21 protein-coding genes are annotated in these 25,850 nt (G+C 70.7%); 13 read left to right on the top strand and 8 right to left on the bottom strand.

All coding sequences use genetic code 11. From position 1 onward, the window contains the following. The first annotated feature begins 59 nt into the window (after positions 1-59). Positions 60-2,750, top strand: a complete 2,691-nt coding sequence (ppdK, locus tag BCF44_RS27630) for a pyruvate, phosphate dikinase (RefSeq protein ID WP_116177290.1) — start codon at positions 60-62, stop codon at positions 2,748-2,750. On the opposite strand, the gene BCF44_RS27625 is transcribed toward ppdK, so the two are convergent. From BCF44_RS27625 to BCF44_RS27610, 4 genes are all read right to left on the bottom strand, one after another. Then, complete coding sequence (locus tag BCF44_RS27625) at positions 2,747-4,411, bottom strand: aminotransferase class V-fold PLP-dependent enzyme (RefSeq protein ID WP_116177289.1); 1,665 nt, start codon at positions 4,409-4,411, stop codon at positions 2,747-2,749. The two genes, ppdK and BCF44_RS27625, sit on opposite strands and share 4 nt — an antisense overlap. 202 nt (positions 4,412-4,613) lie before the next feature. Then, complete coding sequence (locus BCF44_RS27620) at positions 4,614-5,708, bottom strand: YbfB/YjiJ family MFS transporter (RefSeq protein WP_246015602.1); 1,095 nt, start codon at positions 5,706-5,708, stop codon at positions 4,614-4,616. Beyond that, complete coding sequence (locus BCF44_RS27615) at positions 5,705-6,001, bottom strand: muconolactone Delta-isomerase family protein (RefSeq protein WP_116177288.1); 297 nt, start codon at positions 5,999-6,001, stop codon at positions 5,705-5,707. The genes BCF44_RS27620 and BCF44_RS27615 overlap by 4 nt, the downstream gene beginning before the upstream one ends. Positions 6,002-6,285: 284 nt before the next feature. After that, positions 6,286-6,825, bottom strand: coding sequence for an RICIN domain-containing protein (locus BCF44_RS27610; protein ID WP_170217781.1), 540 nt, complete (start codon positions 6,823-6,825; stop codon positions 6,286-6,288). Positions 6,826-7,235: 410 nt separating this feature from the next. On the opposite strand from BCF44_RS27610, the gene BCF44_RS27605 reads away from it, so the two are divergent. Further along, positions 7,236-8,177 (top strand): LysR family transcriptional regulator, encoded by a 942-nt coding sequence (locus BCF44_RS27605; protein ID WP_170217780.1) that lies wholly within the window; start codon positions 7,236-7,238, stop codon positions 8,175-8,177. Positions 8,178-8,216: 39 nt separating this feature from the next. Beyond that, positions 8,217-10,970, top strand: coding sequence for an AfsR/SARP family transcriptional regulator (locus BCF44_RS27600; protein WP_116177286.1), 2,754 nt, complete (start codon positions 8,217-8,219; stop codon positions 10,968-10,970). Positions 10,971-10,982: 12 nt separating this feature from the next. On the opposite strand, the gene BCF44_RS27595 is transcribed toward BCF44_RS27600, so the two are convergent. After that, the gene (locus BCF44_RS27595) at positions 10,983-11,645 is read right to left on the bottom strand and encodes a GntR family transcriptional regulator (protein WP_116177285.1); all 663 of its coding nucleotides are present in this window, start codon (positions 11,643-11,645) and stop codon (positions 10,983-10,985) included. A 44-nt stretch (positions 11,646-11,689) separates the two neighbouring features. Here BCF44_RS27595 and BCF44_RS27590 point away from each other — a divergent pair, with 44 nt between their 5' ends. Beyond that, complete coding sequence (locus tag BCF44_RS27590; RefSeq protein ID WP_116177284.1) at positions 11,690-12,112, top strand: VOC family protein; 423 nt, start codon at positions 11,690-11,692, stop codon at positions 12,110-12,112. Positions 12,113-12,134: 22 nt separating this feature from the next. On the opposite strand, the gene BCF44_RS27585 is transcribed toward BCF44_RS27590, so the two are convergent. Further along, positions 12,135-12,680, bottom strand: a complete 546-nt coding sequence (locus BCF44_RS27585; protein WP_116177283.1) for an Lrp/AsnC family transcriptional regulator — start codon at positions 12,678-12,680, stop codon at positions 12,135-12,137. Positions 12,681-12,791: 111 nt separating this feature from the next. Between BCF44_RS27585 and BCF44_RS27580 the strand changes: the two genes are divergently transcribed. Genes BCF44_RS27580 through BCF44_RS27565 form a run of 4 tightly spaced genes read left to right on the top strand, consistent with a single transcriptional unit; the run spans position 12,792 to position 15,632 of the window. Beyond that, complete coding sequence (locus BCF44_RS27580) at positions 12,792-13,994, top strand: aminotransferase-like domain-containing protein (RefSeq protein WP_116177282.1); 1,203 nt, start codon at positions 12,792-12,794, stop codon at positions 13,992-13,994. Then, on the top strand, positions 13,991-14,413 hold the full coding sequence (locus BCF44_RS27575) for a cupin domain-containing protein (RefSeq protein WP_116177281.1): 423 nt from the start codon (positions 13,991-13,993) through the stop codon (positions 14,411-14,413). The genes BCF44_RS27580 and BCF44_RS27575 overlap by 4 nt, the downstream gene beginning before the upstream one ends. Position 14,414: 1 nt before the next feature. Continuing rightward, complete coding sequence (locus tag BCF44_RS27570) at positions 14,415-15,182, top strand: SDR family oxidoreductase (protein WP_116177280.1); 768 nt, start codon at positions 14,415-14,417, stop codon at positions 15,180-15,182. After that, entirely contained in the window at positions 15,183-15,632 is a 450-nt protein-coding gene (locus BCF44_RS27565) for an HAD domain-containing protein (protein WP_116177279.1), read from the top strand. Here BCF44_RS27565 and BCF44_RS27560 read toward each other — a convergent pair. Next, positions 15,589-16,500 carry an alpha/beta fold hydrolase gene (locus tag BCF44_RS27560; protein WP_116177278.1) on the bottom strand — a complete coding sequence of 304 codons (912 nt, stop codon included), beginning with the start codon at positions 16,498-16,500 and terminating at the stop codon, positions 15,589-15,591. The genes BCF44_RS27565 and BCF44_RS27560 overlap by 44 nt on opposite strands. A 68-nt stretch (positions 16,501-16,568) precedes the next feature. Between BCF44_RS27560 and BCF44_RS27555 the strand changes: the two genes are divergently transcribed. From BCF44_RS27555 to BCF44_RS27540, 4 genes are all read left to right on the top strand, one after another. Next, positions 16,569-17,048 (top strand): SLATT domain-containing protein, encoded by a 480-nt coding sequence (locus BCF44_RS27555; protein ID WP_116177277.1) that lies wholly within the window; start codon positions 16,569-16,571, stop codon positions 17,046-17,048. A gap of 99 nt (positions 17,049-17,147) precedes the next feature. Further along, positions 17,148-18,695, top strand: coding sequence for a beta-N-acetylhexosaminidase (locus BCF44_RS27550; protein WP_116177342.1), 1,548 nt, complete (start codon positions 17,148-17,150; stop codon positions 18,693-18,695). A 111-nt stretch (positions 18,696-18,806) separates the two neighbouring features. Then, complete coding sequence (locus BCF44_RS27545; RefSeq protein WP_116177341.1) at positions 18,807-20,393, top strand: beta-N-acetylhexosaminidase; 1,587 nt, start codon at positions 18,807-18,809, stop codon at positions 20,391-20,393. 21 nt (positions 20,394-20,414) lie between these two features. Then, on the top strand, positions 20,415-24,062 hold the full coding sequence (locus BCF44_RS27540; RefSeq protein WP_116177276.1) for an nSTAND1 domain-containing NTPase: 3,648 nt from the start codon (positions 20,415-20,417) through the stop codon (positions 24,060-24,062). Here the strand turns inward: BCF44_RS27540 and BCF44_RS27535 are convergent. Beyond that, on the bottom strand, positions 23,998-24,762 hold the full coding sequence (locus BCF44_RS27535) for a helix-turn-helix domain-containing protein (protein WP_170217779.1): 765 nt from the start codon (positions 24,760-24,762) through the stop codon (positions 23,998-24,000). The genes BCF44_RS27540 and BCF44_RS27535 overlap by 65 nt on opposite strands. Positions 24,763-24,921: 159 nt before the next feature. Here BCF44_RS27535 and BCF44_RS27530 point away from each other — a divergent pair, with 159 nt between their 5' ends. Further along, positions 24,922-25,836, top strand: coding sequence for an NADP-dependent oxidoreductase (locus BCF44_RS27530; protein WP_116177274.1), 915 nt, complete (start codon positions 24,922-24,924; stop codon positions 25,834-25,836). The last annotated feature ends 14 nt before the right edge of the window (positions 25,837-25,850 follow it).

Here is a 25,850-nt window from a genome sequence, read left to right as displayed (position 1 = left end):
GGGTGCCGGTCCCGGCCCAACACTGGACGGTCTGTCGCCCACGCCGAGGAGGCCCCGAAATGCCCAAGTTCGTCTACGCATTCGCCGAAGCCAACAAGGACATGAAGGATCTGCTCGGCGGCAAGGGCGCCAACCTCGGCGAGATGACCCGGCTCGGGCTGCCGGTGCCGCCGGGCTTCACCATCACCACCGAGGCGTGCCTGGCCTACCTGGCCGACGGCGAGTTCCCCAAGGGCCTGGCCGACGAGGTGTCCGAGCAGCTGGCCAAACTCGAGCAGTCGATGGGCAAGCGGCTCGGCGATCCGGGCGACCCGTTGCTCGTATCGGTGCGCAGCGGGGCGAAGTACTCGATGCCGGGCATGATGGAAACCGTCCTCAACGTGGGCCTCAACGACGAGTCGGTGCACGGGCTGGCACGGCAGGCCGGCGACGAGCGATTCGCGTTCGACTCCTACCGGCGGCTCATCCAGATGTTCGGCAAGACGGTGCTGGACATCGACGGCGAGCACTTCGAGGACGCGATCGACGAGGCGAAGAACGCGAAGGGCGTGACGAACGATCTCGACCTGGACGCCGACGACCTGCGGCAGCTGGTCGAGACGTACAAGAAGATCGTGCAGGAGCACGCCGGGCGGTCCTTCCCGCAGCAGCCCCGCGAGCAGATGGACCTGGCCGTGCGGGCGGTGTTCGAGTCCTGGAACACGCCGCGCGCGGTGATCTACCGGCGGCAGGAGCGCATCCCGTCCGACCTGGGCACGGCGGTCAACATCGTGGCGATGGTGTTCGGCAACATCGGCATGGACTCCGGCACGGGCGTCGCCTTCACCCGCGACCCGGCCAGCGGCGCGCAGGGCATCTACGGCGACTACCTCCAGAACGCGCAGGGTGAGGACGTGGTGGCGGGCATCCGCAACACGGTGCCGCTGCGGGACCTGGAGAAGATCGACAAGCGCTCGTACGACGAGCTGCTCCAGATCATGCAGACGCTGGAGGAGCACTACCGGGACCTGTGCGACATCGAGTTCACGATCGAGCGCGGCAAGCTGTGGATGCTCCAGACCCGGGTCGGCAAGCGCACCGCGGCGGCGGCCTTCCGGATCGCCACCCAGCTGGTGGACCAGGGCCTGATCGACATGACCGAGGCGCTCAACCGGGTCAACGGCGCGCAGCTGGCGCAGCTGATGTTCCCGCGCTTCGACGAGAAGGCGGAGCGCCGCAAGATCGCCCAGGGCATGAACGCCTCGCCCGGCGCGGCGGTCGGCAAGGTCGTGTTCGACTCGTACACGGCGGTGAAGTGGTCGCGGTCGGGCGAGAAGGTCATCCTGGTCCGCCGCGAGACCAACCCCGACGACCTCAACGGCATGATCGCGGCGTCGGGCATCCTGACCAGCCGCGGCGGCAAGACCTCGCACGCCGCGGTGGTCGCCCGCGGCATGGGCAAGACCTGTGTCTGCGGCGCCGAGGAGCTGGACGTCGACACCAAGCAGCGCATTCTCCGTGCCCCGCACGGGGTCCTGGTGCACGAGGGTGACGTGATCTCCATCGACGGCGCGACCGGCGAGGTGTTCCTCGGCGAGGTGCCGGTGGTGGACTCGCCGATCGTGCGCTACTTCGAGGGCGAGCTGGACGCCAAGTCGGACAACGCCGACGACCTGGTGCGCGCGGTGGACCGGATGATGGGCCACGCGGACGGCGTGCGGCGGATGTCCGTGCGCACCAACGCCGACACGCCCGAGGACGCCGCCCGCGCGCGACGGTTCGGCGCGCAGGGCATCGGCCTGTGCCGCACCGAGCACATGTTCCTCGGCGAGCGACGGTCCCTTGTGGAGCACCTGATCCTGGCCGACACCGACGAGGAGCGCGAGCGGCAGCTGGGCGAGCTCCTTCCGTTGCAGCGTCAGGACTTCATCGAGCTGCTGGAGGCGATGGACGGGCTGCCGGTGACGATCCGCCTGCTGGACCCGCCGCTGCACGAGTTCCTGCCGGACATCACCGAGCTGTCGGTGCGCGTCGCGGTGGCCGAGTCCCGTGGCGAGAACCGGGAGAACGACCTGCGGCTGCTCCAGGCCGTGCACCGGCTGCACGAGCAGAACCCGATGCTGGGCCTGCGTGGCGTGCGGCTCGGCGTGGTGATCCCGGGCCTGTTCCAGATGCAGGCCCGCGCGATCCTGGAGGCGGCCGCGCAGCGGATCAAGGCCGGCGGCGTGCCGCGGGTGGAGATCATGGTGCCGCTGGTGGCCAACGTGCAGGAGTTCGAGACCGTCAAGCAGGACATCATCCAGGTCGCACGCGAGGTCCGCGAGCAGGAGGCGACGCACCTGGAGTTCCTCATCGGCACCATGATCGAGCTGCCGCGGGCGGCGCTGACCGCCGACCAGATCGCCGAGTCGGCGGAGTTCTTCTCCTTCGGCACCAACGACCTCACCCAGACCACCTGGGGCTTCTCCCGGGACGACGTGGAGGCGGCGTTCTTCTCGGCGTACCTGGAGAAGGGCATCTTCGGCGTCAGCCCGTTCGAGTCGATCGACCGGGAGGGCGTCGGCGAACTGGTGCGCATCGCCGCGGAGAAGGGCCGCGCGCAGCGGCAGGGCCTGAAGCTGGGTGTCTGCGGCGAGCACGGCGGCGACCCGGACAGTGTGCAGTTCTTCGAGTCGGTCGGCCTGGACTACGTGTCGTGCTCGCCGTTCCGGGTGCCGGTGGCGCGGCTGGAGGCCGGCCGCGCCACGTCGGCCCGGCGGTCGTCCCGTTAGGACAGTGGGCTCGGGCTGCCCGTCACGCAGGTGTCGGGCAGCTCGAACCACCGCAGCCGGTCGAACTCGGGGTTGATGCTGGCGGTGGGGAAGTCCCGGCCCTCCCCGGTGAACAGCTGCTCCGCCTGGGCGAGGTACGCGGTGCGGTCCGGGCTGGTCCGCCGCGGTTCGGGGGCGGACCAGTCGAGCTGGGGATCGTCGTCCGGCGCGTCGCGGTGCGTCCAGACGCCGGAGTCGGGATCGAAACCGTAGCTGGGCAACAGCTTCCAGCCGTGTGTGGCGATCATGTCGACGGCCCGGACGATGAAGTCGAACGTCTCGTCGGACATGGCGTAGTTGAGGCTGACCCGCACCCAGCCCGGTTTGATGCCGACGTGGCCGCGCAGGATCTCCGCGCCGAACTCGCAGGAGCGCTCGTTGTCGATGTCCAGCAGCCGGTGGCCGTAGGGGCCGGCGCAGGAGCAGCCGCCGCGGACCTGGATGCCGAACAGGTCGCTGAGCAGCGCCACCACGAAGTTGAAGTGCAGCTGGCCGCCATGCGGGTGGCGGAACAGCAGCGACACGATCGGCAGCCGGGCGGCGGTGGTATTGCCCAGAACGGTGAGGTTCGGGTTGCGGGACCAGGTTGCCATCGCCTGCGAGGCGAGGGCGTGGTCGCGTTCGGCGATCACATCGGTGCCGATGGATTCCTTGAGCTGGAAGACAAGTCCGGCGCGGATGGACTCGACGATCGCCGGTGTGCCGCCTTCTTCGCGGATCTCCGGGTCGTCCTCGTAGACGTGCCGGGTGGGGCTGACGTAGGAGACCGTGCCGCCGCCCACGATCGACGGCACCTCGTTGGTGAGCAGGTCCCGTTGCACGGCAAGGATTCCCGGCGTTCCGGGGCCGCCGAGGAACTTGTGCGGGCTCATGAACACCGCGTCCATGTGGGCGTCCGGGTCGTCCGCCGGCGCCATGTCGATGGCGACGTGCGGCGCGGCGGCGGCGAAGTCCCAGAAGGCCAGGGCGTCGTGGGCGTGCAGGATCCTGGTGACCGTGCGGGTGTTGGTCAGGATGCCGGTGACGTTGCTCGCCGCCGAGAACGAGCCGATCTTCAGCGGGCGGTCGCCGTAGGTGATCAGGGCGCTGCGGAGCGCGTCGAGGTCGATGTGGCCGTCGCGGTCCTCGGGGATGACCACGATGTCCGCGACGGACTCCCGCCAGGGCAGCTCGTTCGAGTGGTGTTCGTAGGGGCCGACGAAGACGACCGGCCGGTGCTGTTCCGCGATGGTCGCGTCGATGCCGTAGCGGCGGCAGGCCTGTTCGGACAGCCGCAGGCCCAGGATGTCGATGATCTTGTTCACCGCGCCGGTGGTGCCCGAGCCACAGAAGATCACGCACGTCCGGCCGTCGCCGCCGATCGCGTGTCGGATGGTCCGGCGGGCGTTCTCCCGGAGCCGGCTGGTCCGGCGGCCGGTGGCCGAGGCCTCGGTGTGGGTGTTCGCGTACGTCGGCAGCACGCGGTCGCGGATGAAGTCCTCGATGAACGCCACGCTGCGGCCGCTGGCCGTGTAGTCGGCGTAGGTGACCAGCCGGTCGCCGTACGGGCCCGGCAGGGTGGCGGTGTCGCCGACCAGGTCGGCTCGTACCCGGGCGAGAAGCTCTTGTCTGGCGGGGCTCATCGGCGTGCACCTCGGCGTGAGTGGAACGACTTCAACAGTGATACGTCCAGATCACGCCGTGGGTTCTTTCCGTTGACGAAACGGGACAGTGTCCTGACCCGAACGACTCTGTGGTGTATCTACCACTCCGGAGCGTTGCGCGAATGGACGACCGCCTCGTCGGGCTGCGCCGGAGTCTCGTCGTCCGCACGGTCTTCTCGGTTCACGATGGCCTCATCCGAGCCAGGACGCCGGCGGCCGCCGCTCCGGCGAGGAGGATGCCGGCGGCGAGAACCAGCGCGGGTCGATACCCGTGCCGGAGCAGCGGCCCGGCGACCACCGGCCCGAGGATCTGCCCCACGGAGTACCCCGCCGTGAGCAGCGCGACGGACCGTGGGAAGTGGAGATCTGCTCCGACGGCCAGGGCGAGGGTGGCGATGCCCACGAAGGTGCCGCCGAACAAGGCGGCGGCGATCACCGCGCCGACCACGCCGCCGACAACCGCCGGCAGCGCCACTCCGACCGCCTGCACCACCAAGGCGACCGTCAGCAGCCACGGCCGCGACCAACGGCGGCCGAGCCACGCCCACAGCGCGGCCGACGGGATGGCGGCGAGCCCGACGATCACCCAGGCGCCGCTGCCGACCCAGCCGGGGGAGAGGGCGGCGACGAGGAACGTGCCGGCGATGATGTAGCCGACGCCTTCCAGGCCGTAGCTGACGAAAAGAGCCGCGAACGGGCGGGTCACCCGCGGACGATCCTCCACAGTGGACGTCGCCGCTGTGTCGTCCAGGTTCCATGCCAGCGCGGAGATCACCGCGGCCAACCCCGCTGCGACCCACCACATGACGCGCCAGTCGCCGACGCTACAGAGCACCAGGATCCCGGACAGCGCGATGCCGCCGCCGATGCCGCCGAACGCCCAACCGGGTAGGTGCCCCCGAAGGTGGTGCAGCGCGGAGCCGACGGCCGCGACGAACGTGACGGCGCTGGCGATGCCGGCGACGAAGCGCAGGACGAGCCAGATCGCCACGCTGGAGGTCACCGGCATCGCGGCCAACGCCAGCACGGTGGTCACCAGCGACGCCCGGACGACCTCGCGCCGCCGGAACACCGGCAAGGCCCCGGCGAGCGCCCCGACCAGGTACCCGAAGTAGTTGGCGGTCGCCAGCTCGGCCCCGTTCTGCGCGGACAACCCCGCCTGCGCCACCATCAGCGGCAGGATCGGCGTGAACACGAACCGCCCGATGCCCATGCTGGCGGCCAGCGCCGCGGCAGACTGTCCCACGTGCAGCCACGGGGTCCGGACAACGGTCACCACTGGTTGCGCTGCGGGTCGTTCGGGTGCGATTCCAGTTCCGTGACCTCGGCGGTCATCCACGGCCACAGCGGCAGCGAACCGAGCACGTTCTCGCGCAGGTCCCGCTCGTCCTCGGCGAGCCAGATGCCGATGCTGCGCGTCTCGCCGACCGGCCGCCACAGCCGGAACAGGTGACCGCTCGCCGTGAGCTCCCGCGCCCGCTCGTGCTCGGCGGCGCGTCGGCGGTCCACCTCGGCGGGGTCCGTGCCCTGCGGGATGGTGGTCCTGATGGTGACGATGAACTCCTTCATGCCCCACATGGTGCGCCGCTGGCCTGCCGAAATGCCATGACCGGCTGACTCCCGTGTGATAGGCGCAGCCTCCTACGATCGGGGATTTGCCGCCACAAATCTCAACACTCGAACGTGACTACAGCGATGACTTCCTGGGGGGCGGCATCGAGAAAGTCGACAAGACGTGCACCGACTGCTACCAGGTGTGGAAGTGGACGAACGCAAGCCGAGTCGGGTTCCGATGCGCCCTCGTGTTCGGTTCGCCGAACACGAGGGCGTCTTTCGTCTTTCCCGTCTGCTGGTTAGCCGATCTGGAACTTCTGGTTGTACTTGCCGGTGCAGGAGTACTGGATGATCCGCGCGCCGTCGGCCGCGCTTCCGCCCTGAACGTCGAGGCACTTGTCGGCATACGTGCGAATCTCGGAAAGTCCGGACCCGACGTTGACGATCTGGAACTTCTGGTTGTACCTGCCGGTGCAGGAGTACTGGATGATCTGCGCGCCGTCGGCCGCGCTTCCGCCCTGAACGTCGAGGCACTTGTCGGCATACGTGCGAATCTCGGAAGGCTCGGACACGCCGGGTGCGATCTGGAACTTCTGGTTGTACCTGTCGGTGCAGGAGTACTGGATGATCTGTGCGCCGTCGGCCGCGCTTCCGCCCTGAACGTCGAGGCACTTGTCGGCAAAGGTGCGAACGACGACCTCCTGAGATGGTGCCGCTGCGACGCCGACGGTCGACGCTGGTGCGGCAATGTGTGACTGCGCCGCGTTCGCGGTGCCGGTGGCGAGCAGTGACAGAGTCGCGATAGCCGTCATTGTCGCGGCAGCAAGAAAACGTTTCACGATCTTTTCCTTCTGGTCGACGTTGAGGGTGTGGCAATGACACGCCAGGAGCGCCTGGATTTCTGACTGATTGTGGCCTGTGAACCGATTTGGTCTGGTGATGTCGAGGCTTGCGGTCGCTGGCCCGTGCTCCATTGAGACATCGGTCTGCCGTGCCTCCGGTATTGACTGTCGGGGCGCGTCAAACCTGCACGGTAAGGGTCCGATCCCAGGGTCGGGCACGTTAGGTGTCGAATGTAAGGGGCTATTCCCCTGGCCCCGCCCGCCTGGGCAGGGTCGTCCAAGAGTTCCAGCAGCGCGACAGCCGGGTGTCTCACCACGCCGCACGGCAGGATGGTGTGGTGGGACAGCCCCGTCCGAGTGATCGTTTCGCTCGTGGCGGGCCAGCTACAGCGGGCCTAGGAGGAGACATGGCGGATCTGAGCAGGCCCGCGCTGAACCTGGAGCGCATCAGAAAATTCGTGGTCGTCGCCGAGGAGCTGCACTTCGGTCGGGCGGCCGAGCGGCTGCTGATCGCCGGGCCGTCCCTGTCGCAGCAGATCAAGGCGCTGGAGCGGGACCTCGGGGTGCTGCTGTTCGAGCGCGACCGCCGCTCGGTGACGCTGACGCCGGCGGGCGCGGAGCTGCTGCCGCACACCAAGGCCCTGCTGGACCGGGCCGACGACCTGAAGCGGCGGGCCGGGCGGCTGGCCGGTTCCGAGCAGGTGCGCATCGGCTACGTGAACTGGCGGCCGGCGGACCTGCGGGCCCGGGCGGCGGGCGTCGCGGACCTGATCGTCGACACGTGGGTGGTGCCGTCGCACGCGCAGGCCGCGCGGGTCGCGGACGGCAGCCTGGACCTGGGGATCTGCTGGATCCGGGACGAGGACCTCGGCCGGCTGGAGCTCCGGGCGCGCCTGCTGGGCGCTGACCGGCTGCACGCCGTGAGCGTGGGGGACGACGACCGGCCGGTGCGGGCGGCGGACGTGCTCGTGCTCGTGGACGACGACGAGAACTCCTGGTCGAGTTGGAACGTCTACGCGGAGATGTTCGCCCACGACACCGGGGCGACGGTGGTCCGGATCTCCGACGGCGGCATCACCGGCGAGGCTTTCGTCGACCACGTGCGGCGGACCCGGCGGCCGGTGCTGAACTCGCCGAAGGGGCAGGAAGTCTTGATGCCGCCGGATGTCGTGCGACGGCCGATCGTGGAGCCGACGCCGCTGTGGACGTGGTCGCTGGTGTGGCGCCGGGACGAGGTGCGGCGGGCCGTGCTCGAGACGGTCGAGGCAGTGGCGCGGGACGTCGTGTGCGAGCTGAACGGCTGGCTACCCTACGGAGATCCCTACCGCGTATCCCCGCCCCGTACTTAACTTCTTGTATGGGGTGTCCGCTGGGGGAGGTGTGGCCGGGTGGCCGCTGCGCAGGTACGGGTGCTTGGGCCGTTGGAGGTGGAGACCGGCGGCCGAACGGTCGAGTTGAGCTGGCCGCGTCTGCGGGTGCTGGTGGCGTTGTTGGTGGCGAACGCGGGCCGGGTGGTCAGCGTGGCGGCGCTGGTGGAGAGCCTGTGGGGGCAGCGGGTGTCGCCGGATGCGCACCGGACCGTGCGAACGTACATTTCCCGCCTGCGCCAGGCGTTGCCGGCGAAGGACCTGATCCTGACGCGGTCGCCCGGTTATCTGATCCAGTTGGCGCCGGACGCGATCGACGCCGTACGGTTCGAGAGGGCCGCCGCCGACGGGCGGAAGGCCTTGGCGGACGGGCATTTTCACACTGCCGCGGAGGGGCTGCGTGCGGCGCTGGCGGTGTGGCGAGACGACGCCTACGGCGAGTTCGCGGAGATCACCGCCCTCCGCATCGAAGGCGACCGCCTGAACCGGCTGCGTCTGTCGGTGGTGGAGGATCGCATCGACGCCGACCTCGGGACCGGCACGGGTGGCGAGTTGATCCCTGAGTTGGAGGGCCTGATCGTTCTGCACCCGGGGCGCGAGCGGTTATGGGGCCAGCTGATGCGGGCCCTGTACCGGGCCGGGCGCCAGAGCGACGCGCTGGCCGCGTTCCGCCGCGCCCGGGAGGCGCTGGTCGAGGAGGCCGGCGTCGAGCCGTCGCCGGTCCTGACCGCCATCCACCAGCGGATCCTGGCCCACGACCCGACCCTGTTGCCGACGACCGGGGTCAGACCGGCACAGTTGCCGCCCGCCGCGCGCGGTTTCACCGGGCGCGCAACGGAGATCGCCGCGCTGGACGCCCACCTCGCCGAGCCGGCGGCCGTGGTGATCGCCGGCTCGGCCGGCGTGGGCAAGACGGCCCTGGCGTTGCACTGGGCGCACCGGGTCGCCGAGCAATTCCCGGACGGCCAGCTGTACCTGAACCTTCGCGGCTTCGACCCGCACCTGCCGCCCGTGGCGACGGCCGAGGCGATCCGGGTCCTCCTCGACGCGTTCTCCCTTCCACCGGAACGGATTCCGGCTACCGTCGACGCGCAGGTAAGCCTTTACCGCAGCCTGGTCGCCGGCAAGCGGGCGTTGATCGTCATCGACGACGCGGCCACCTCGCAGCAGGTACGGCCGCTGCTGCCCGGTTCGGGATGCGCCACGGTGATCACCAGCCGCGACCGCCTCACCGGGCTGGTCACCGCCGACGGGGCGCTTCCGCTTGTGCTCGACCGGATCGACGCCGACCAGGCCCAGGAGTTGCTGATCGCCAGGCTCGGCCGGGATCGAGTAGCGGCCGAGCCGGACGCCGTCGACGCGATCGTCGCGAGCTGCGCCGGTCTGCCGCTGGCGTTGGCCGTCGTCGCCGCGCGCCTGGCCGGTCAACCCCGCTACCCGCTGGCTGCCGTGGCGGCGGACCTCCAGTCCGAACGCCTGGACGCCTTGGACACCGGTGACCCCGCCACTCGCATCCGTGCCCTGTTCGCCGTGTCCTACCAGCGACTCGAACCGGACGCGGCGCGGCTGTTCCGGCTGCTGGGCCTGCATCCGGGACCGCACGTCACGCCGGCCGCGGCGGCCAGCCTGGCGGCGGTGCCGCCCGCCCGGGTCCGTGTGCTGCTGGCCGAACTGGCCCGTGCGCATCTCGTCGAGGATCTCCTGCCCGGTCAGTACGTCATGCACGACCTGCTGCGTATGTACGCGGAGGAGTTGACCCACCAGCAGGACGACCGGGTGGCGGCGACTGGCCGCATGCTCGACCACTACCTGCACGGAGCCCGCGCCGCGGTCGCCGTCCTCGATCCGGCTGTCACGCTGCCGACGCTCGCCCCGCCGCCGGAATCCGTTGTCGCGCCGTCATTCGACGACCTGCGGTCGGCGATGGCCTGGCTCGGCGCGGAACATCCCGTGCTGGTGGCGCTCGTGCACCTCTCCGGTGCCGACGAATACGCCGTCGGCTTGGCCTCGACGGTCGCGAATTTCCTGACGTTCCAAGGCTACGGCCATCACCAGTCGGTCGTGCAGCACGCCGCGCTCGCCGCCGCCCAACGGCTCGGCGACACCGTCGCGCAGGCCCGGGCCCACCGCGTGCTCGGCGTCGTGCAGTTCCTCGAGTCCCGGTTCGACGACGCGCTCGCCCACCACGGCGAGGCGCTGGATCTGCTCGGCCCGTCCGGGAATCCGGTCGAGCGGGCCGACATCCACCACAGCATCGCCTTCGCCCTCAACCAGACGGGCCGGTTGTGGGAGGCGCTCGACCACGCCGAACGGGCCCTGGACCTCTACCGTGCCGCCGGACATCCGCGGCAGGCCCAGGAACTCGGCTTCGTCGGCGTGTGCCACGCCATGCTCGGCGACAACGACAAGGCCATCGACTGCGCGCACCGGTCGCTGGCCCTGCACGGGACGATCACCGACCCGTACGGGACCGCCGCGGCGCTGTGGTGCCTCGGCCACGCCCGCCACAACCTCGGCCACTACCCGGAGTCGATCGCCGCCTACCGTGAACTCGTTGCCGTGCACGGAAAGTACGGCAACCGCCAATACCTGGCCGAGTCCCTGATGCGCCTCGGCGACGTGCACGACGAGGCCGGCGAGGCCGAGCACGCCGACGAGATGTGGCAGCAGGCGTTCGAGATCTTCACCGACCTCGGGCACGCCAACGCCCACAAGGTCAAGGCCAGGTTGGCGGGCGCCCATCGCCTGCCGCCGCTGCCGGTGGTGATCGGCTGAACCCGTCGGCTGCTACCTGCGCGCCAGGTGGGCCAGCAGCGCGCGGCGGGCGGAGTGCACGTGTTCCTCGGCGGTGCGGGCCAGCACCTCCTTGTCGCCGTCGCGGATCAGCTCGGCCAGGTCGCGGTGCTCGCCGGTGACGTGCGCGAGGTACTCGTGCTGGCTCACCTCGATGCGACGCAGCTGGAACAGGTAGACCTGCGACCGGACCGCCTGCCACGCCTGGATCAGCCGACTGTTGCCGCTGGCGGCGTAGACGGCGTCGTGGAAAGCGATGTCCAGCGCCAGCAGGTGCGGGCCGCCGCGGTCGATCTCGGCGACCATCGTGGCGACGATCTCGTCCAGCGCGGCGAGCTCGTCGGAGGACGCGCGGGCCATCGCGGTCACGGCGGCCAGCCGGTCCAGCGCCGCCCGGACGGTGTAGACCTCGTCGACGTCGCGGGCGGTCACGTCGATGACAGTGGTGCCACGGTGCCAGGCGCTGTGCACCAGGCCCTCGCGTTCCAGCAGCGCCAGGCCTTCGCGCACCGATCCGCGGCTCACGTCCAGGTCGCGGGCCAGGTCAACCTCCCGCAGCGGGGCGCCGGGCGGGAAGGTGCCGTCGAAGATCGCGTCCCGGATCCGGTCAGCCGACTCCTCGGCCAGACCGCGGCGGGCGGCCCTGGGCAGGTTCATGTCCTAATGTTGACATTCGGACATCGTTCGCTCAAGGTGGGGGCATGACCCCGCGCCCCGCCTTCCACCTGGCCATTCCCGTCGACGACCTGGCCCGCGCCCGCGAGTTCTACGGCGGCGTGCTCGGGCTGGCCGAGGGCCGCTCCGCCGAGCACTGGGTGGACTGGGACTTCCACGGCCACCAGGTCGTCACGCACGTCGTCGCCGGCGCCCGCGCCGAGGCCGGCCGCAATCCGGTGGACGGGCACGACGTGCCGGTGCCGCACTTCGGGCTGGTGCTCGCCGTGGACGACTTCCACGTGCTCGCCGACAAGCTCCGCGCAGCCGGCACCGACTTCGTCATCGAGCCGTACCAGCGGTTCGCGGGGGAGCCGGGGGAGCAGTGGACGATGTTCCTGCACGACCCGGCCGGCAACGCCCTGGAGTTCAAGGCCTTCAAGGACGAATCGCAGCTCTTCGCCAAGTGACCGGCGGCATTCCCCCGCGCCGCTACGGCTCCACCCGCCGGATCATGTCCGCCAGCAGCTCGCTGGTGGTGTTCTTCGGCTTCATCTCCGCCACCGACAGCGAGGTCTCGGTGCGCTGGATGCCCTCGATCTGCCACACCTTGTCGATCAGCAGCTCGCGCAGGTGGGTGTGGTCGCGCACGCGCACCCGGACCAGCATGTCCACCCCACCCGTGACGATCATGACCTCCTCCACCTCGGGCAGCTCCGCCAGCCTGGTCATGATCAGCCCCTGCTCGAAGCCCTGCCCGGCGGTCACCGTCAGGTAGGCGATGGTCGGGTAGCCCAGCGCGCTCCAGTTCAGCCGCACCCCGTAGCCCTCGATCACGCCCTGCCGGTGCAGCCGGGCGATCCGGTCGGCCACGGCCGGCGCCGACATGCCGAGCTCGCGGGCCAGGCTGCGCTGAGAGATCCGCGCGTCCCGGCTCAGCAGCAGCAGCAGCTGGAGGTCGGTGGCGTCGAGCTGGGCCGGGTCGACGGGCGTCGCGGCGTGCTCGCCGATGCCGCCGAGCGGCTTCACCCAGTTCATCGTCACTCTCCGTCACATGTTCGGTGTCTGGACGTCCCAACCCGTGCTATGTAAGGTCGGAGACGGAACTCTCCTGGCAAATGGTAGGCGACTGTCAACCGGGGGTGGCATGTGATCGACTGGAACGCGCGCCTGTCGCGGCGCGCGCACGGCCAGCCGGACCTCATCGGCGGCATTCTCGCGCTGGCCGGGGCGCGGGATCTGATCAACTTCTCCGGGGGCTTCCCGGACCCGTCCCTGTTCGCCACGGACGTGCTCGGCGACATCGCCCGCAAGCTGATCGAGTCCGACGCCGCGGTGGCGTTGCAGTACTCGTCCAGCGAGGGCATCGCCAGCACCCGGGCGGCGCTCGCGGACCTGCTGGCCGGCACCGACGGCCGGCGGCCGGGCGACGACGAGCTGACGGTCACCAGCGGCGGCATCGACGCGATCACCCTGATCGCCAAGAGCATGCTCGACCCCGGTGACGTGGTCGTGGTCGAGGAGCCCAGCTACCTCGGCGCGGTGTCCGGCTTCGTCGCGTTCGATCCCGAGCTGAGGGGCGTTCCCCTGGACGACGACGGCCTGGACGTGGACGCGCTCGCCGCACTGCTGCGGACGCTGCCGTCACCGCCGAAACTCCTTTACACCATCCCGGATTTCCAGAACCCCAGCGGCCGCACCATGTCCGCCGAGCGGCGGGGGGCGCTGGTGGAGCTGTGCCGGCGGCACGGGATCCTGATCGTCGAGGACGTCGCCTACAGCCAACTGGGTTTCGACGACGCGCCGCGGCCGACGCTGTGGTCGCTCGGGCCGGACGTGGTCGTGCAGATCGGCACCTTCTCCAAGGTGTTCCTCCCCGGCGTGCGGCTGGGTTGGGCCGTCGGTCCGGCGGCGGTGATCGCGCAGCTGCGCATCGCCAAGCAGAACTCCGACCAGTGCGCCGGGGCGTTGGGGCAGCGGATGTTGGAGGAGTACCTGCGCGCCGGTCACCTCGACGCGCACCTGCCGCGGGCCCGCGATCTCTACCGGCGTCGCGCCGCCACGTTGACCGACGCGTTGGAGCGGCACTTCGACGGCCTCGCCACGTGGACCGTGCCGCGCGGCGGGTTCTTCAGCTGGCTGCGGGTGCCCGGCGTCGACACCGTGGCGCTCGCCGCGGCGGCCCGGGAGAGCAAGGTCGCCTTCGTGCCGGGTGCGGGATTCTTCGCCGAGCGGCGGGATGACGAGCACCTTCGGTTGTCGTACAGCAGGATCAGCGAGTCCGACATCGAGGAGGGCGTGGCCCGGCTGGCCGTCGCCGTCCGCGCGATGCGGGAGAGGCGGGCGTCATGACCAGCAGTGCGCAGCATTTCAGCACCGAGGGCGGCGGCACTCCGACCGGGGCCGGGCGGTTCGTGAACGTGAACGCCATCGAGGCGATGACTCTGGTGCCGGGACTGGACTTCCAGCCGGTGCTCGGCGAGGGGTTGCTGCTGAACTTCGCGTCGTACGAGCCGCACACCGAGGCGCCGATGCACAGTCACGCCGAGGAGCAGGTCGTCATCGTCACCGAGGGCGAGTTCGAGTTCACCATCGACGGCGTCACGCGCACCATGCGCGCCGGCGACGTCGCCGTGATCCCGCCCTGGGTGCCGCACGGCGCCCGGACGCTCGACACCACCTGTAAGGAGATCGACGTGTTCACGCCGCCCCGGTCGACCCTCGTCGACTACGCCGCCACGCAGGTCGAGCCGTCGACGGTCGAGGACTGACGTGGATCTCGGGCTGACCGGCCGCCGGGCGATCGTCACCGGCGGCTCCAAGGGGATCGGGCTGGCCGTGGCCGCCGAGCTGATCGCCGAGGGCGCGTCGGTGGCCATCTGTTCCCGTGACGAGGCCGAGCTGGCGGCGGCCGCCGCCTCGCTCGGGGCCGTGCACCGGGTCGCCGACGTCACCGACCCGGCCTCGGTGCAGTCCTTTGTGGACTTCGCCGCCGAGGCGCTGGGCGGCGTCGACATTCTCGTGAACAACGCCGGCCGGGCCCATCCCGGCGGCTTCGAGTCGCTCACCGACGAGGACTGGCGGGCCGACCTCGACGTCAAGCTGTTCTCGCAGATCCGGTGCTTCCGGGCCGCGCTGCCGCACCTGCGGGCCAGCAGCGCGCCGCGGGTGATCAACGTCAACGCGGTCTACGCGCGGCAGCCCGATCCGGCGTTCTTCGCCACCACCGTGGTCCGGGCGGCGTGCCTGAACCTCAACAAGGTGCTGGCCCAGGAGTTCGGCGCCGACGGCATTCTCGTCAACAGCGTCAACATCGGGTTCGTGGACACGCCACAGTGGGGCAACATCCACGCGCGGCGGGCCCCCGAGCAGGACCGCCGCGAGTTCCTCGACGGCCTCGCCGCCGCCGAGGTGCCGCTCGGCCGGTTCGGGCAGGTCGAGGAGGTGTCCGGCCTCGTCGCCTTCCTCGCCGGCTCCCGCGCCAGCTACATCACCGGCGCCGTGATCGACGTCGCCGGCGGCATGGGCAAGTATGTGTAGGTGCTGCTTTTCCTCGACGTCGACGGCACGCTGATCCCGTTCGGCGGCACCGGCTACGTGCTCCACCACCCGGATTCGCCCAATCCGCTGCTGGCGCGGCTCGACCCGGCGCACGGCCCCCGGCTGGCCGCCCTGCGGTGCGAACTCGTCTGGGCCACGACTTGGCTTTCCGACGCCAACGACCTCATCGCTCCCCTGCTCGGCCTGGCGCCGCTGCCGGTCGTGTCGTGGCCGGACGAGGACTCGCCGCCGGGGCTGCACTGGAAGACGCGATTCCTCGTGGAGTACGCGGCGGGCCGGCCGTTCGTGTGGCTGGACGACGAGGTCGCCGATGCCGACCGGGAGTGGGTCGCTCGGCACCATCCGGGCGATGCGTTGCTGCACAAGGTTGATCCGCGCGTCGGCCTCACCGGGGCCGACTACGCTCTGGTGGCCGACTGGACCAGCTGAGGATGCGGGACGCCACTCGGTCGGGGGCCTCGATCTGAGGCAGGTGACCGAGCCCGGGGAGGACGTCGACCGTCCACTGTGGAAGGCGGCGGGCCGCCTCGCGGGCCGAGGCGACGGAGACCAAGCGATCCTGCTCGCCGTGCACGAGCAGCACCGGCGCGGTGATGTCGTGCAGGGCCGACCACGCCTTGCGGCGGTTGCCGTTGATCGTCAGCAGCGATCGGGCGGAGGCGAGGAAGGCGTCGTCGAAGCCGGGCGTCCGCAGCTCGACCAGCTCCGCCAGCGCGGTGATCAGGCTCTCCGGCACTCGGGACGGATCCGCGCAGCACCGCACGAACGTCTCCCGCACCTCCTGGCGCGGCGTGCGGCCGCGACGGCCCAGCGCGAGGATCGTGCGGCCCAGGGGCAAAGCCAGCCGGCCCAGCAGCATTGTCGCCACCACGTCGGGGCGGGAGCGGCGGACGACCGGCAGTGCGGGGTCGATCAGCACGAGCCGTTCCACCGTCTCCGGGTGCGCGGCCGCCTGCCGCGCGGCGATCAGACCGCCCATCGAGTTGCCGATCAGCGTCACGGGGCCGCCCGCGACCTCGGCGATGAAGGTGTTGAGCAGCGCCACGTTCGCCGGGATCGTCGAGACGCGGTGATCGGGGCCGGTCAGGCCGTAGCCGAGCAGATCGGGAGCGGTCACGCGAAACCGGTCGGCCAGGCGCGGCGCGAGCAGGCTCCAGTCCAGGTGCGAACCGCCGAGACCGTGCACCAGAACCATCGGCGGCCCGTCCGGCGGCCCGCCGAAGTCCACGTAGTGGACCGGACCGTCGAGATCGGCGTACCGGCTCGTCCCGCCCCATCGGGCCACCGATGACGTCATGTCCGCCAGGATACGGCGAACCCGGTTGGCGGATGGCGGATCCGCGCGGGCCGCCTACCGTGCGGCGGATGAGAGAGCCGATTCAGTCCGAACTGCCCGATCCCGGCCTGTCGCCGCTCGACCTCGCGAAGGACGTGCTGGCCCGGATCGAGCGGGGCAACGAGTACGCGCGCCGGCGCAAGCGGGTGTTCCGGCAGAGCTCCACCGTGGTGAAGAGCCTCGGGCTCGGGATGTCGGCCGTGTCGACGGTGATCCTGGGCTTGCAGAACCTGAACTTCTGGACGGGCATCGGGTTCGTGCTGGTGGCGCTGTTGACGGTGGTGAACACGCTGGAGCCGTTCTTCGCGTGGCGGTCGCGGTGGGTCCTGATGGAGGAGACCCAGTCCCGCTTCCACACCCTGCGCGACAGCCTGTCCTTCTACCTTGCGTCGACGCCGGTGGATCAGCTGGACCAGGCCCGGATCACCGAGGCGTTCGCCGAGTACCAGCGGATCTGGGGCACGCTCGGCGAGCGGTGGCTGGAATTCCGGCGCGTTCCCGGTCAGTGAGAAAGCGCTCTCATGGATCCGTCGGATGGCGGGTTCCGAACCATCGGCCGGGTCGATAGCGTCACGTGCCGTTCGTCCCACGGTGAGAACGGCGGTCCGATGACGCGGAAACTCCTGTGCCTGGCGGTGGCCTGCCTGGCGGCGACGCTGTTCGCGCCGGCGACGGCCGAGGCGTCCTCGGCGCCGGTCACGATCGTGCCCGAGCCGTCCTCGCTGACGACACTGCCCGGCCAGACGTTCACGCTGCGGCCGTCGGCGCGGATCGTCGCGCCGGCCGGGGCCGCGGCGACGGGGGAGTACCTGGCGGGATTGCTGCGGCCGTCGACCGGATACCGCTTACCGGTGACGTCCGGCGCCGCGCTGCCCGGCGACATCCGGCTGGATCTGACCGGTCCGTCGAGCGTGGGCGACGAGGGCTACCAGCTGACCACGACTACGCCGTTGGTGGCGATCTCCGCGCACACCAGCGCCGGGCTGTTCTACGGGGTGCAGACCTTAAGGCAGCTGCTGCCGCCGAAAGTGGAGCAGCGTTCCGTCCAGAGTGGACCGTGGCAGGTGCGGGGCGTCACCGTCCGCGACACGCCCCGGTACGCCTGGCGCGGCGCGATGCTCGACGTGGCAAGGCACTTCTTCACGGTGAGCCAGGTCGAGAGCTACCTCGACGACATCTCGATGTACAAGATCAACACCCTGCACCTGCACCTGAGCGACAACGACGGCTGGCGCATCGACATCAACGGCTGGCCGCGTCTGGCCCACTACGGCGGCAGCACGGACGCGAGCCGGGGCCCGGGCGGCTTCTACAGTCAGGACGACTATCGCGAGATCGTCCGCTACGCGCAGAGCCGGCACGTGACGATCATCCCCGAGATCGACATGCCCGGGCACGTGACGGCGGCTCAGGCCTCCTACGCCCAACTCAACTGCGACGGCGTGGCCCCGCCGCTGCTCAACCCCGGCTGGAGCTCGCTGTGCGTGCCGCTGGAGGTCACGTACCAGTGGATCGACGACGTGGTCGGCCAGCTGACGGCGCTGACGCCCGGCCCGTACATCCACATCGGCGGCGATGAGGCGATCAACACCAGCGCCGCCGACTACAAGTACTTCATCGACCGCGTGCAGCAGATCGTGTTGGCACACGGGAAGAAACTGCTCGGCTGGCACCAGATCGAGGCCGGCGACCTGACGTCGACGGCCACCGTGCAGTACTGGGGCACGGCCGGCTCCACCGACGACGAGGCGCTGGCGCAAGTGGCGAAGCAGCGCGGTGACAAGCTCGTGATGTCGCCGGCCGACAAGGTGTACCTGGACATGAAGTACGACGCGTCGACGCCGATCGGGCAGGACTGGGCCGGCTACAACAGCGTCAGCGACTCCTACGACTGGGATCCGGCGACGTTCGTGCCGGGCGTGGCCGACGACGTGCTCGGCGTGGAGGCGCCGCTGTGGACCGACGTCCTCCCGACCATGAAGGACGTCCAGTACATGACGTTCCCGCGGCTGCCGGGCATCGCGGAGATCGGGTGGTCGCCAGCGTCGACGCATTCCTGGGCGGGCTACCGGGTTCGGCTGGCGGCGCAGGGGCCGCGCTGGGACGCGCTGGGCGTGACGTACTTCCGCTCGCCCGAGGTGCCCTGGGCGGGTTGATCTTGTAACTCGATTGGTGGAGGCCGGCTCGCGTTTCAGTCTCTCGGTGGTGTCCGCGCGGTAATCGTCTGGCTACTCTCTGATCAACCCTGTGGTGAGAAGGTGGCCGTGATGAACCGACGACTGCTGTGCCTGGTGGTGGCCCTCCTCGCCGAAGTCCTTTTCCTGACACCGTCGACACCGGCGGCGGCGTCGACATCGCCGCCGACGCCGGAGACGGTCGAGGCGCCCGTGACGGCGATCAGGATCGTGCCCGAGCCGTCCTCGCTCGTGGTGCTTCCCGGCCAGAGCTTCACTTTGCGGTCGCCGGCGCGGATCGTCGCGCCCGGCGGGGCGGCGGCGACGGGGGAGTACCTGGCGGGATTGCTGCGGCCGTCGACCGGTTTCGGGCTGCCGGTGACCACGGACGCCCCGCAGCCCGGTGACATCGTGCTCGCGGTGGGCAATGAGGCCAGCCTCGGCGCCGAGGGCTACCAGCTGACGGTGACCGAGCCGACGGTGGAGCTGTCGGCGCACACCACCGCCGGCCTGTTCTACGGCGTGCAGACGCTGCGCCAGCTGCTGCCGCCACGGATGGAGTACCGATCCGTCCAGAGTGGACCGTGGCGGGTTCGGGGTGTCGCTGTCCGCGACATCCCGCGCTACCCCTGGCGGGGTGCGATGCTCGACGTGGCACGGCATTTCTTCACGGTGGCGCAGGTGGAGGACTTCCTCGACGACATCTCGATGTACAAGATCAACACCCTGCACCTGCACCTGAGCGACAACGAGGGCTGGCGCCTCGAGATCAACGGCTGGCCCCGGCTGGCGCACTACGGCGGCAGCACCGACGGCAGCCGCGGGCCGGGCGGCTTCTACACCCAGGACGACTACCGGGCCATCGTGCAGTACGCCGCGACCCGGCACGTGACGATCATCCCCGAGATCGACACGCCCGCGCACAGCACCGCCGCGCTCGCCTCCTACGCCGAACTGAACTGCGACGGGGTGGCGCCGCCGCTGCTGGACCCGGGCCCGCGCACGCTGTGCGTGCCGCTGGACATCACGTACAAGTACCTCGACGACGTCATCGCGCAGGTGGCGGCGCTGACGCCCGGCGAATACATCCACGTCGGCGGCGACGAGGCGTCCAACAGCCCGGCCGAGTACGCGTTCTTCATGGACAAGATGCAGCAGATCGTGTTGTCGCACGGGAAGAAGCTCGACGGCTGGCTCCAGATCGAGACCGCGGACCTGACCTCGACGGCGGCCACGCAGTACTGGGCCGTGCGCGGATCGGCGGACAGCGAGGCGTTGGCCCGCATTGCCGCTCAACGTGGCAACAAGCTGATCATGTCGTCGCCGGACCACGCGTACCTGGACATGAAGTACGACCCGTCGACGCCGGTCGGCCAGGCCTGGGCCGGCTACGTCAGCGTCAGCGGCTCCTACGACTGGGATCCGGCGACGTTCGTGCCGGGCGTGGCCGACGCGGTGGTGGGCGTGGAGGCGCCGATGTGGACCGACCTGATCGCCTCCTACGACTACGTGCAGTTCATGGTGTTCCCGCGGCTGGCCGGAATCGCGGAGGTCGGCTGGTCGCCGGAGTCCACGCACTCCTGGGACGACTACCGGCTCCGGCTGGCGGCGCAGGGTCCGCGCTGGGATGCTCTCGGCGTCAACTACTTCCGCTCGCCCGAGGTGCCCTGGCCGGCGTGACGAACCCGGCATACTGGCGCCATGCCGAGACGAGAACGTCCGCTCGACACCGAGGACGTCCCCGCCCGCTTCGCCGCGGGTCTGCGCGAACTCCGTGCCAAGGCGGGAAATCCGCCGTACCGTGAGCTCGGCCGCCGGGCCCACTACTCGGCCGGCACCCTGTCCGACGCCGCCGCCGGCCGCAAGCTGCCCAGCCTCGCCGTAACCCTCGCGTACGTGCAGGCCTGCGGCGGCGACGCGGCCGACTGGGAGCGCCGCTGGCACGAGGCGGCGGCCACCGTCGCCACGCAGGAGCCGGCGGCCGAGGAGCCCGGCGACTCGCCATACGTCGGTCTGGCCGCCTTCACCGCGGACGACGCCGACCGGTTCTTCGGACGCGAACGACTGGTCGAGCTGTTGGCCACCCGCCTTGCTCAGCACCGATTCGTCGGCGTCTTCGGCGCGTCCGGGGCCGGCAAGTCGTCGCTGCTGCGGGCCGGTCTCATCCCGCGCCTGCCCGACCGCCGCTTCCTCGTGCTGACGCCGGGCGCGCATCCCACGCTCGACCTCCCCGACGACGAGAATCTCGTGGTCATCGTCGACCAGTTCGAGGAGATCTTCACGCTGTGCGAGGACGTCGAGGAACGCACGCGGTTCATCGACGCCCTGCTGGCGGCCGAACGCCCGTTGGTGATCGGCGTCCGCGCCGACTTCTACGGCCACTGCACGGCACACGCCGGCCTGGTCGAGGCGCTGCGGGACGCCCAGGTCGCCGTCGGCCCGATGACGGTCGACGAGCTCCGGCAGGCGATCACCCGCCCGGCGCTCGGCGCCGGCTGCACGGTCGAGGGCGCGCTGCTCGCCGAACTCGTCGTGCACTCGCACGGCCAGGTCGGCGTCCTTCCCCTGCTGTCACACGCACTTCGCGAGACCTGGCGCCGCCGCCGCGGCAACACCCTCACGCTCACGGCGTTCCAGGCCGCCGGCGGCATCGAAGGCGCCCTGGCCCACACCGCCGAGGCCCTCTACGCCGAACTCCCTCCCCAGCAACGGGATCAGCTCCGCGACCTGTTCCGGAGCCTCACCGCGCTCGGCGACGGCACCGAGGACACCAAGCGCCGCGTCCGCCGCGACGAGCTCGACACCGACGAGGAGCTGCTGGACCGGCTCGTCGACCGGCGGTTGCTGACCGTCGACGGCGACACCGTGGAGATCACCCACGAGGCGCTGATCCGGTGCTGGCCGCGGCTGGGCGACTGGCTCGCCGACAACCGGGAGGGCCGGCGGATCCACCGCCAGCTCGCCGAGGCGGCGTCCGGCTGGCTCGAGCTCGGCCGGGAGAAGGCCGCGCTGTACCGGGGAACTCGGCTCGCGGTGGCCCGCGACCGGTTGGCGGGCGACACGCTCACCGGCAAGGAGCGGGAGTTCCTCGACGCCAGCATCGAGGCCGCCGACGACGAGCAGCGGGCGAGCCGGCGACGGACCCGTCGGCTGCGACAACTCGTTGCCACGCTGACGGTTCTGCTGGTCCTCGCCGCCACCGCGACCGGATACGCCGTCAGCGCCCAGAATTCCGCCAACGACCAGCGGGACATCGCGCTGTCGCAGAAGGTCGCCGGCGAGGCGGCGTCGCTGCGCACCGCCGATCCCGCGCTCGCCGCGCAGCTGGCGCTGGCCGCGTACCGGCTCCGGGCGACGGTCGAGGCCCGCTCCAGCGTGCTGACCACCTTCGCCGCCCCGTACGCCACGAAGCTGCTCGGGCTGGCCGGCAACGTGTGGACCGTGGCGTACAGCCCGAACGGCAGGTACCTGGCCGCCGGCGGCGAGGACGAGAAGGTGCGGATCTGGGACGTCAGCGGCGCGCAGCCCAGGGTCGCCGCCGATCTCACCGGCTACGGCCAGGACGTGAACATCCTCGCGTTCAGCCCCGACGGCCGCCTCCTCGCCACCGGCAGCGACGACAACACCGTGCGACTGTGGAACGTGGTCGATCCCGGTCACCCGCAGGAGATCGCCCATGCGAAGGGGCACACCGGCGGCGTCGACGGCCTGTCGTTCAGCCGCGACGGCCGGCTGATGGCCACCGGCTCGGACGATCAGACCGCGCGCCTGTGGGACCTGTCCAACCCCGCCCACCCCGTCGAGATCGCGGTGCTGTCCGGCCACACCGACCAGGTCAACTCCGTCGCCATCAGCCCGGACGGCCGCACGCTGGCCACCGTCAGCTACGACCGCACCGGAAAGCTCTGGGACATCAGCGATCCGCACCGCCCGCGCGAGCTGCCGTCGCCGATCCGGCACGGCGACGCCATCCGGGCCGTCCGGTTCAGCCCGGACGGCAAGATCCTCGTCAGCTCCGGCAACGACAACGCCACGCGGCTGTGGGACGTCGGCGATCCCGGCAACGCCCGGCCGCTGGCCGCGATCCCGCACGGAAATCAGGCCACCGCCAGCGCTTTCACCGCCGACGGCAGGATCCTGGCGACCGGCACCGTCGACGACCTCATCGAGCTGTGGGATCTCGCCGACCCGGCCCGGCCGCAGCCGCTGACCACTCTTCCCGGCCACACGAATGCCGTGCTGGCGCTGGGTTTCAGCCCGGACGGGCGCACGCTGGCCAGCGGCAGCTGGGATCGCAGCGTCCGGCTCTGGGATCTGGGCACGCTGCCGCTGGCGGGGCACACCGGCAGCGTCAACTCGGTGGCCTTCGGCCCGGATCGGACCCTGTTCACCGCCGGCAACGACGGCACGGTCCGGACCTGGGACCCGCGGGCGACCGGCATTCCCTTACCGCGGAACGTGTTCACGGCCGACGTCAAGCCGATCCGCAAGGTCGTGGTCAATGGCGGGATCGTCGCCACCGCCGGCAACGACAACGCGACCCACCTCTGGGATGCCGGCGGGAAACACGTGGCCGCGCTGCCCGGCGGCACCGACATCGCCTTCGCCGACACGGTGTTCACGACGGCGATCAGCCCGGACGGCCGGCTGCTGGCCAGCACCGACAACGACCGTCTGGCACTGTTGCGGGACATCGGCAACCCGAGTGCGCCGACGGATCTGGGCCGGCTGACCGGTCACACCAAGACCGTTCTCGACATCGCCTTCCGCCCGGATGGGCGGGTGGTGGCGACGGCCGGCGGCGACGACTCGGTGTGGCTGTGGGACGTCTCCGATCCTCGCGCGGCCGCGCCGCTGGCGACCATCAAGGGCCACACCGACGTGGTGTACGCCGTCGCGTTCAGCCGGGACGGCCGAACGCTCGCGACCGTCAGCGGCGACAACACGGCCAAGCTGTGGGACGTCACCGACCCCCGAAATCCGCAGCAGCTCGCCGTGCTCACCGGACACGCCGGCATTGTGTACACGGTCGCGTTCAGCCCCGACGGCCGGACGCTCGTCACCGGCAGCGGCGACGACTCGGCCCGGCTGTGGGACCTCGCCGACCTGCGCGACCCCGCCCCGTACGCCGTGATCACGGGGCACCTGAAGGGCGTGCGGGGCGTGGCGCTCAGTTCGGACGGCCACACGCTGGCCACCGCCAGCAACGACGGCACTGCGCGGTTGTGGAGCACCGATCCGGAGCAGGTCGCGCGGCAGATCTGCGCCCGCGCCTACCCGGCGATCACGCCGGCAGAGTGGGCGGAGTACTTCCCGAATATTGCATACCAACCACCGTGCGGGAGCTGAGCACGCTTTCCGCCGCCCGGTAGCGCGCCGTCAGCGCGACGGTCGCCGGGTGATCACGCAGCCTGCGGTCGAAGCCGACCAGCGGCGAGCCGCGCCAGCAGGCGAGGCTCGCCGCGTACAGCTCGAACGCCCTGGTCACGTCGCCCATGCTGTACGCCGCCGCGGCGCGGCCGGCCAGCGCGGTGAACTCCAGCACGTCGATCTGGTCCCGCTCGACCCGCAGCCGGTAGCCGCCGCGGCCGACCGAGACCAGGTCGACGGTCGGCCCCAGCATCCGGCGGACCGCGTCGCCGTGCCCGCGAATCAGCCGAACGTGTGAGGACGGCGGCCGGCCGTCCCACAGCACGTCCACGATCTCGTCCCGGCTCACCTCGTTGTTCGGCTGGATCGCGACCAGCGCGAACAACGCCGCCGCCTTCGGCCGCAACAGGCCCAGCTCGCGGCTGCGGCCGTGCACGACCAGCGGCCCCAGCACGCCGATCCGCACCCGGTCGCAGGCGCGCGGCGGTGCGCCGTCCAGCACCCGTTGGATCAGCTGCCGCGACGCCATCCGCGGCGTGTTGATGTGCCCGTTCTCCCAGTAGCGGACCGCCCGTACGCTCACCCCGGCGCGCACAGCGAGTTCTCGCTGCGTCAGTCCCGCGGTCTGCCGCTGTGTGCGCAGCGAATCGCCGAACTGTCCGTCGTCCAGTGCCACCATGCCTCCCCTAGCTCGGTGCGACTGGAGAAAGCAGTAGTGCCTGGCGGCAAGTTCAGTGTCGGCATGACCTCGTCGAACGACAAAGTCCGAACAATGGCGGAACAGCGCCGGGGACGGCAGGGTTGGCATCGGCAGGGCTCACTGGAAGGACAAACGTCGATGTCGAACACGTATCGAGCCGTCGAGTACCGCGAGCACGGCGACTCCTCGGTGCTCACGCTGGGGAAGCGCGCCGTGCCCGAGCCGGGGCGCGGGCAGGTGCGGCTGGCCGTGCGGGCGGCCGGGGTCAACCCGTTCGACTGGAAGGTGCGCCGGGGCCTGTTCGGGCCGTCGATGCCGGCCTCGTTCCCGGCCGTGCCGGGCTCGGACGTCGCCGGTGTGGTCGACGCCGTCGGCCCCGAGGTGACCGAGTTCGCCGTCGGTGACGAGGTGCTCGGCGCGGCCTCCGGCTCGTACGCCGAGGTGGCGCTGGCGTCGGCTCACAACCTGGTCGCCAAGCCGGCCGGGCTGTCGTGGGCGGACGCCGCGGCTCTGAACACCGGCGTCACCACCGCGTACCGCGCGTTGGCGCTGCTCAACCTGGTCGCCGGCGAGGTGCTGCTGATCAACGGCGCGGCCGGCACCGTCGGCAGCGTCGCCGCTCAGATCGCCGTCGGTCGGGGGCTGACCGTGATCGGGACCGCCGGCCTGTCGAACCACGAGTACCTGCGGTCGCTCGGCGTCACTCCAGTGCTCTACGGCGACGGCATGATCGACCGCGTGGACGCCATCGCCCGTATCGACGCCGCGTTGGACACCGCCGGCCGCGGGGCGCTGCCCGACCTGATCGAGTTGACTGGCGGTACCGAACGGGTGATCACCATCGCCGACGGCCAGGCGGGTGAGCTGGGGGTGCGCTTCAGTTCCGGCAGCGCGGACGAGCAGGTGCCGGGCGCCCTGGCGGAGGGTGTGGCGCTGGCCGCGGCGGGGAAGCTGACGCTGCCGGTGACGACCTATCCGCTGGACGAGGCCGCGAAGGCGCAGGACGAGAGCGAGGCCGGGCACGTGCGGGGCAAGCTGGTGCTGGTGATCTGACCAGGGCCCTGGTG

This window comes from Kutzneria buriramensis, assembly GCF_003387475.1.
Lineage (GTDB): Bacteria > Actinomycetota > Actinomycetes > Mycobacteriales > Pseudonocardiaceae > Kutzneria > Kutzneria buriramensis.
The sequence above is the reverse complement of the archived record's forward strand: the minus strand, read 5'-3'. Positions and strand labels throughout refer to the sequence as shown.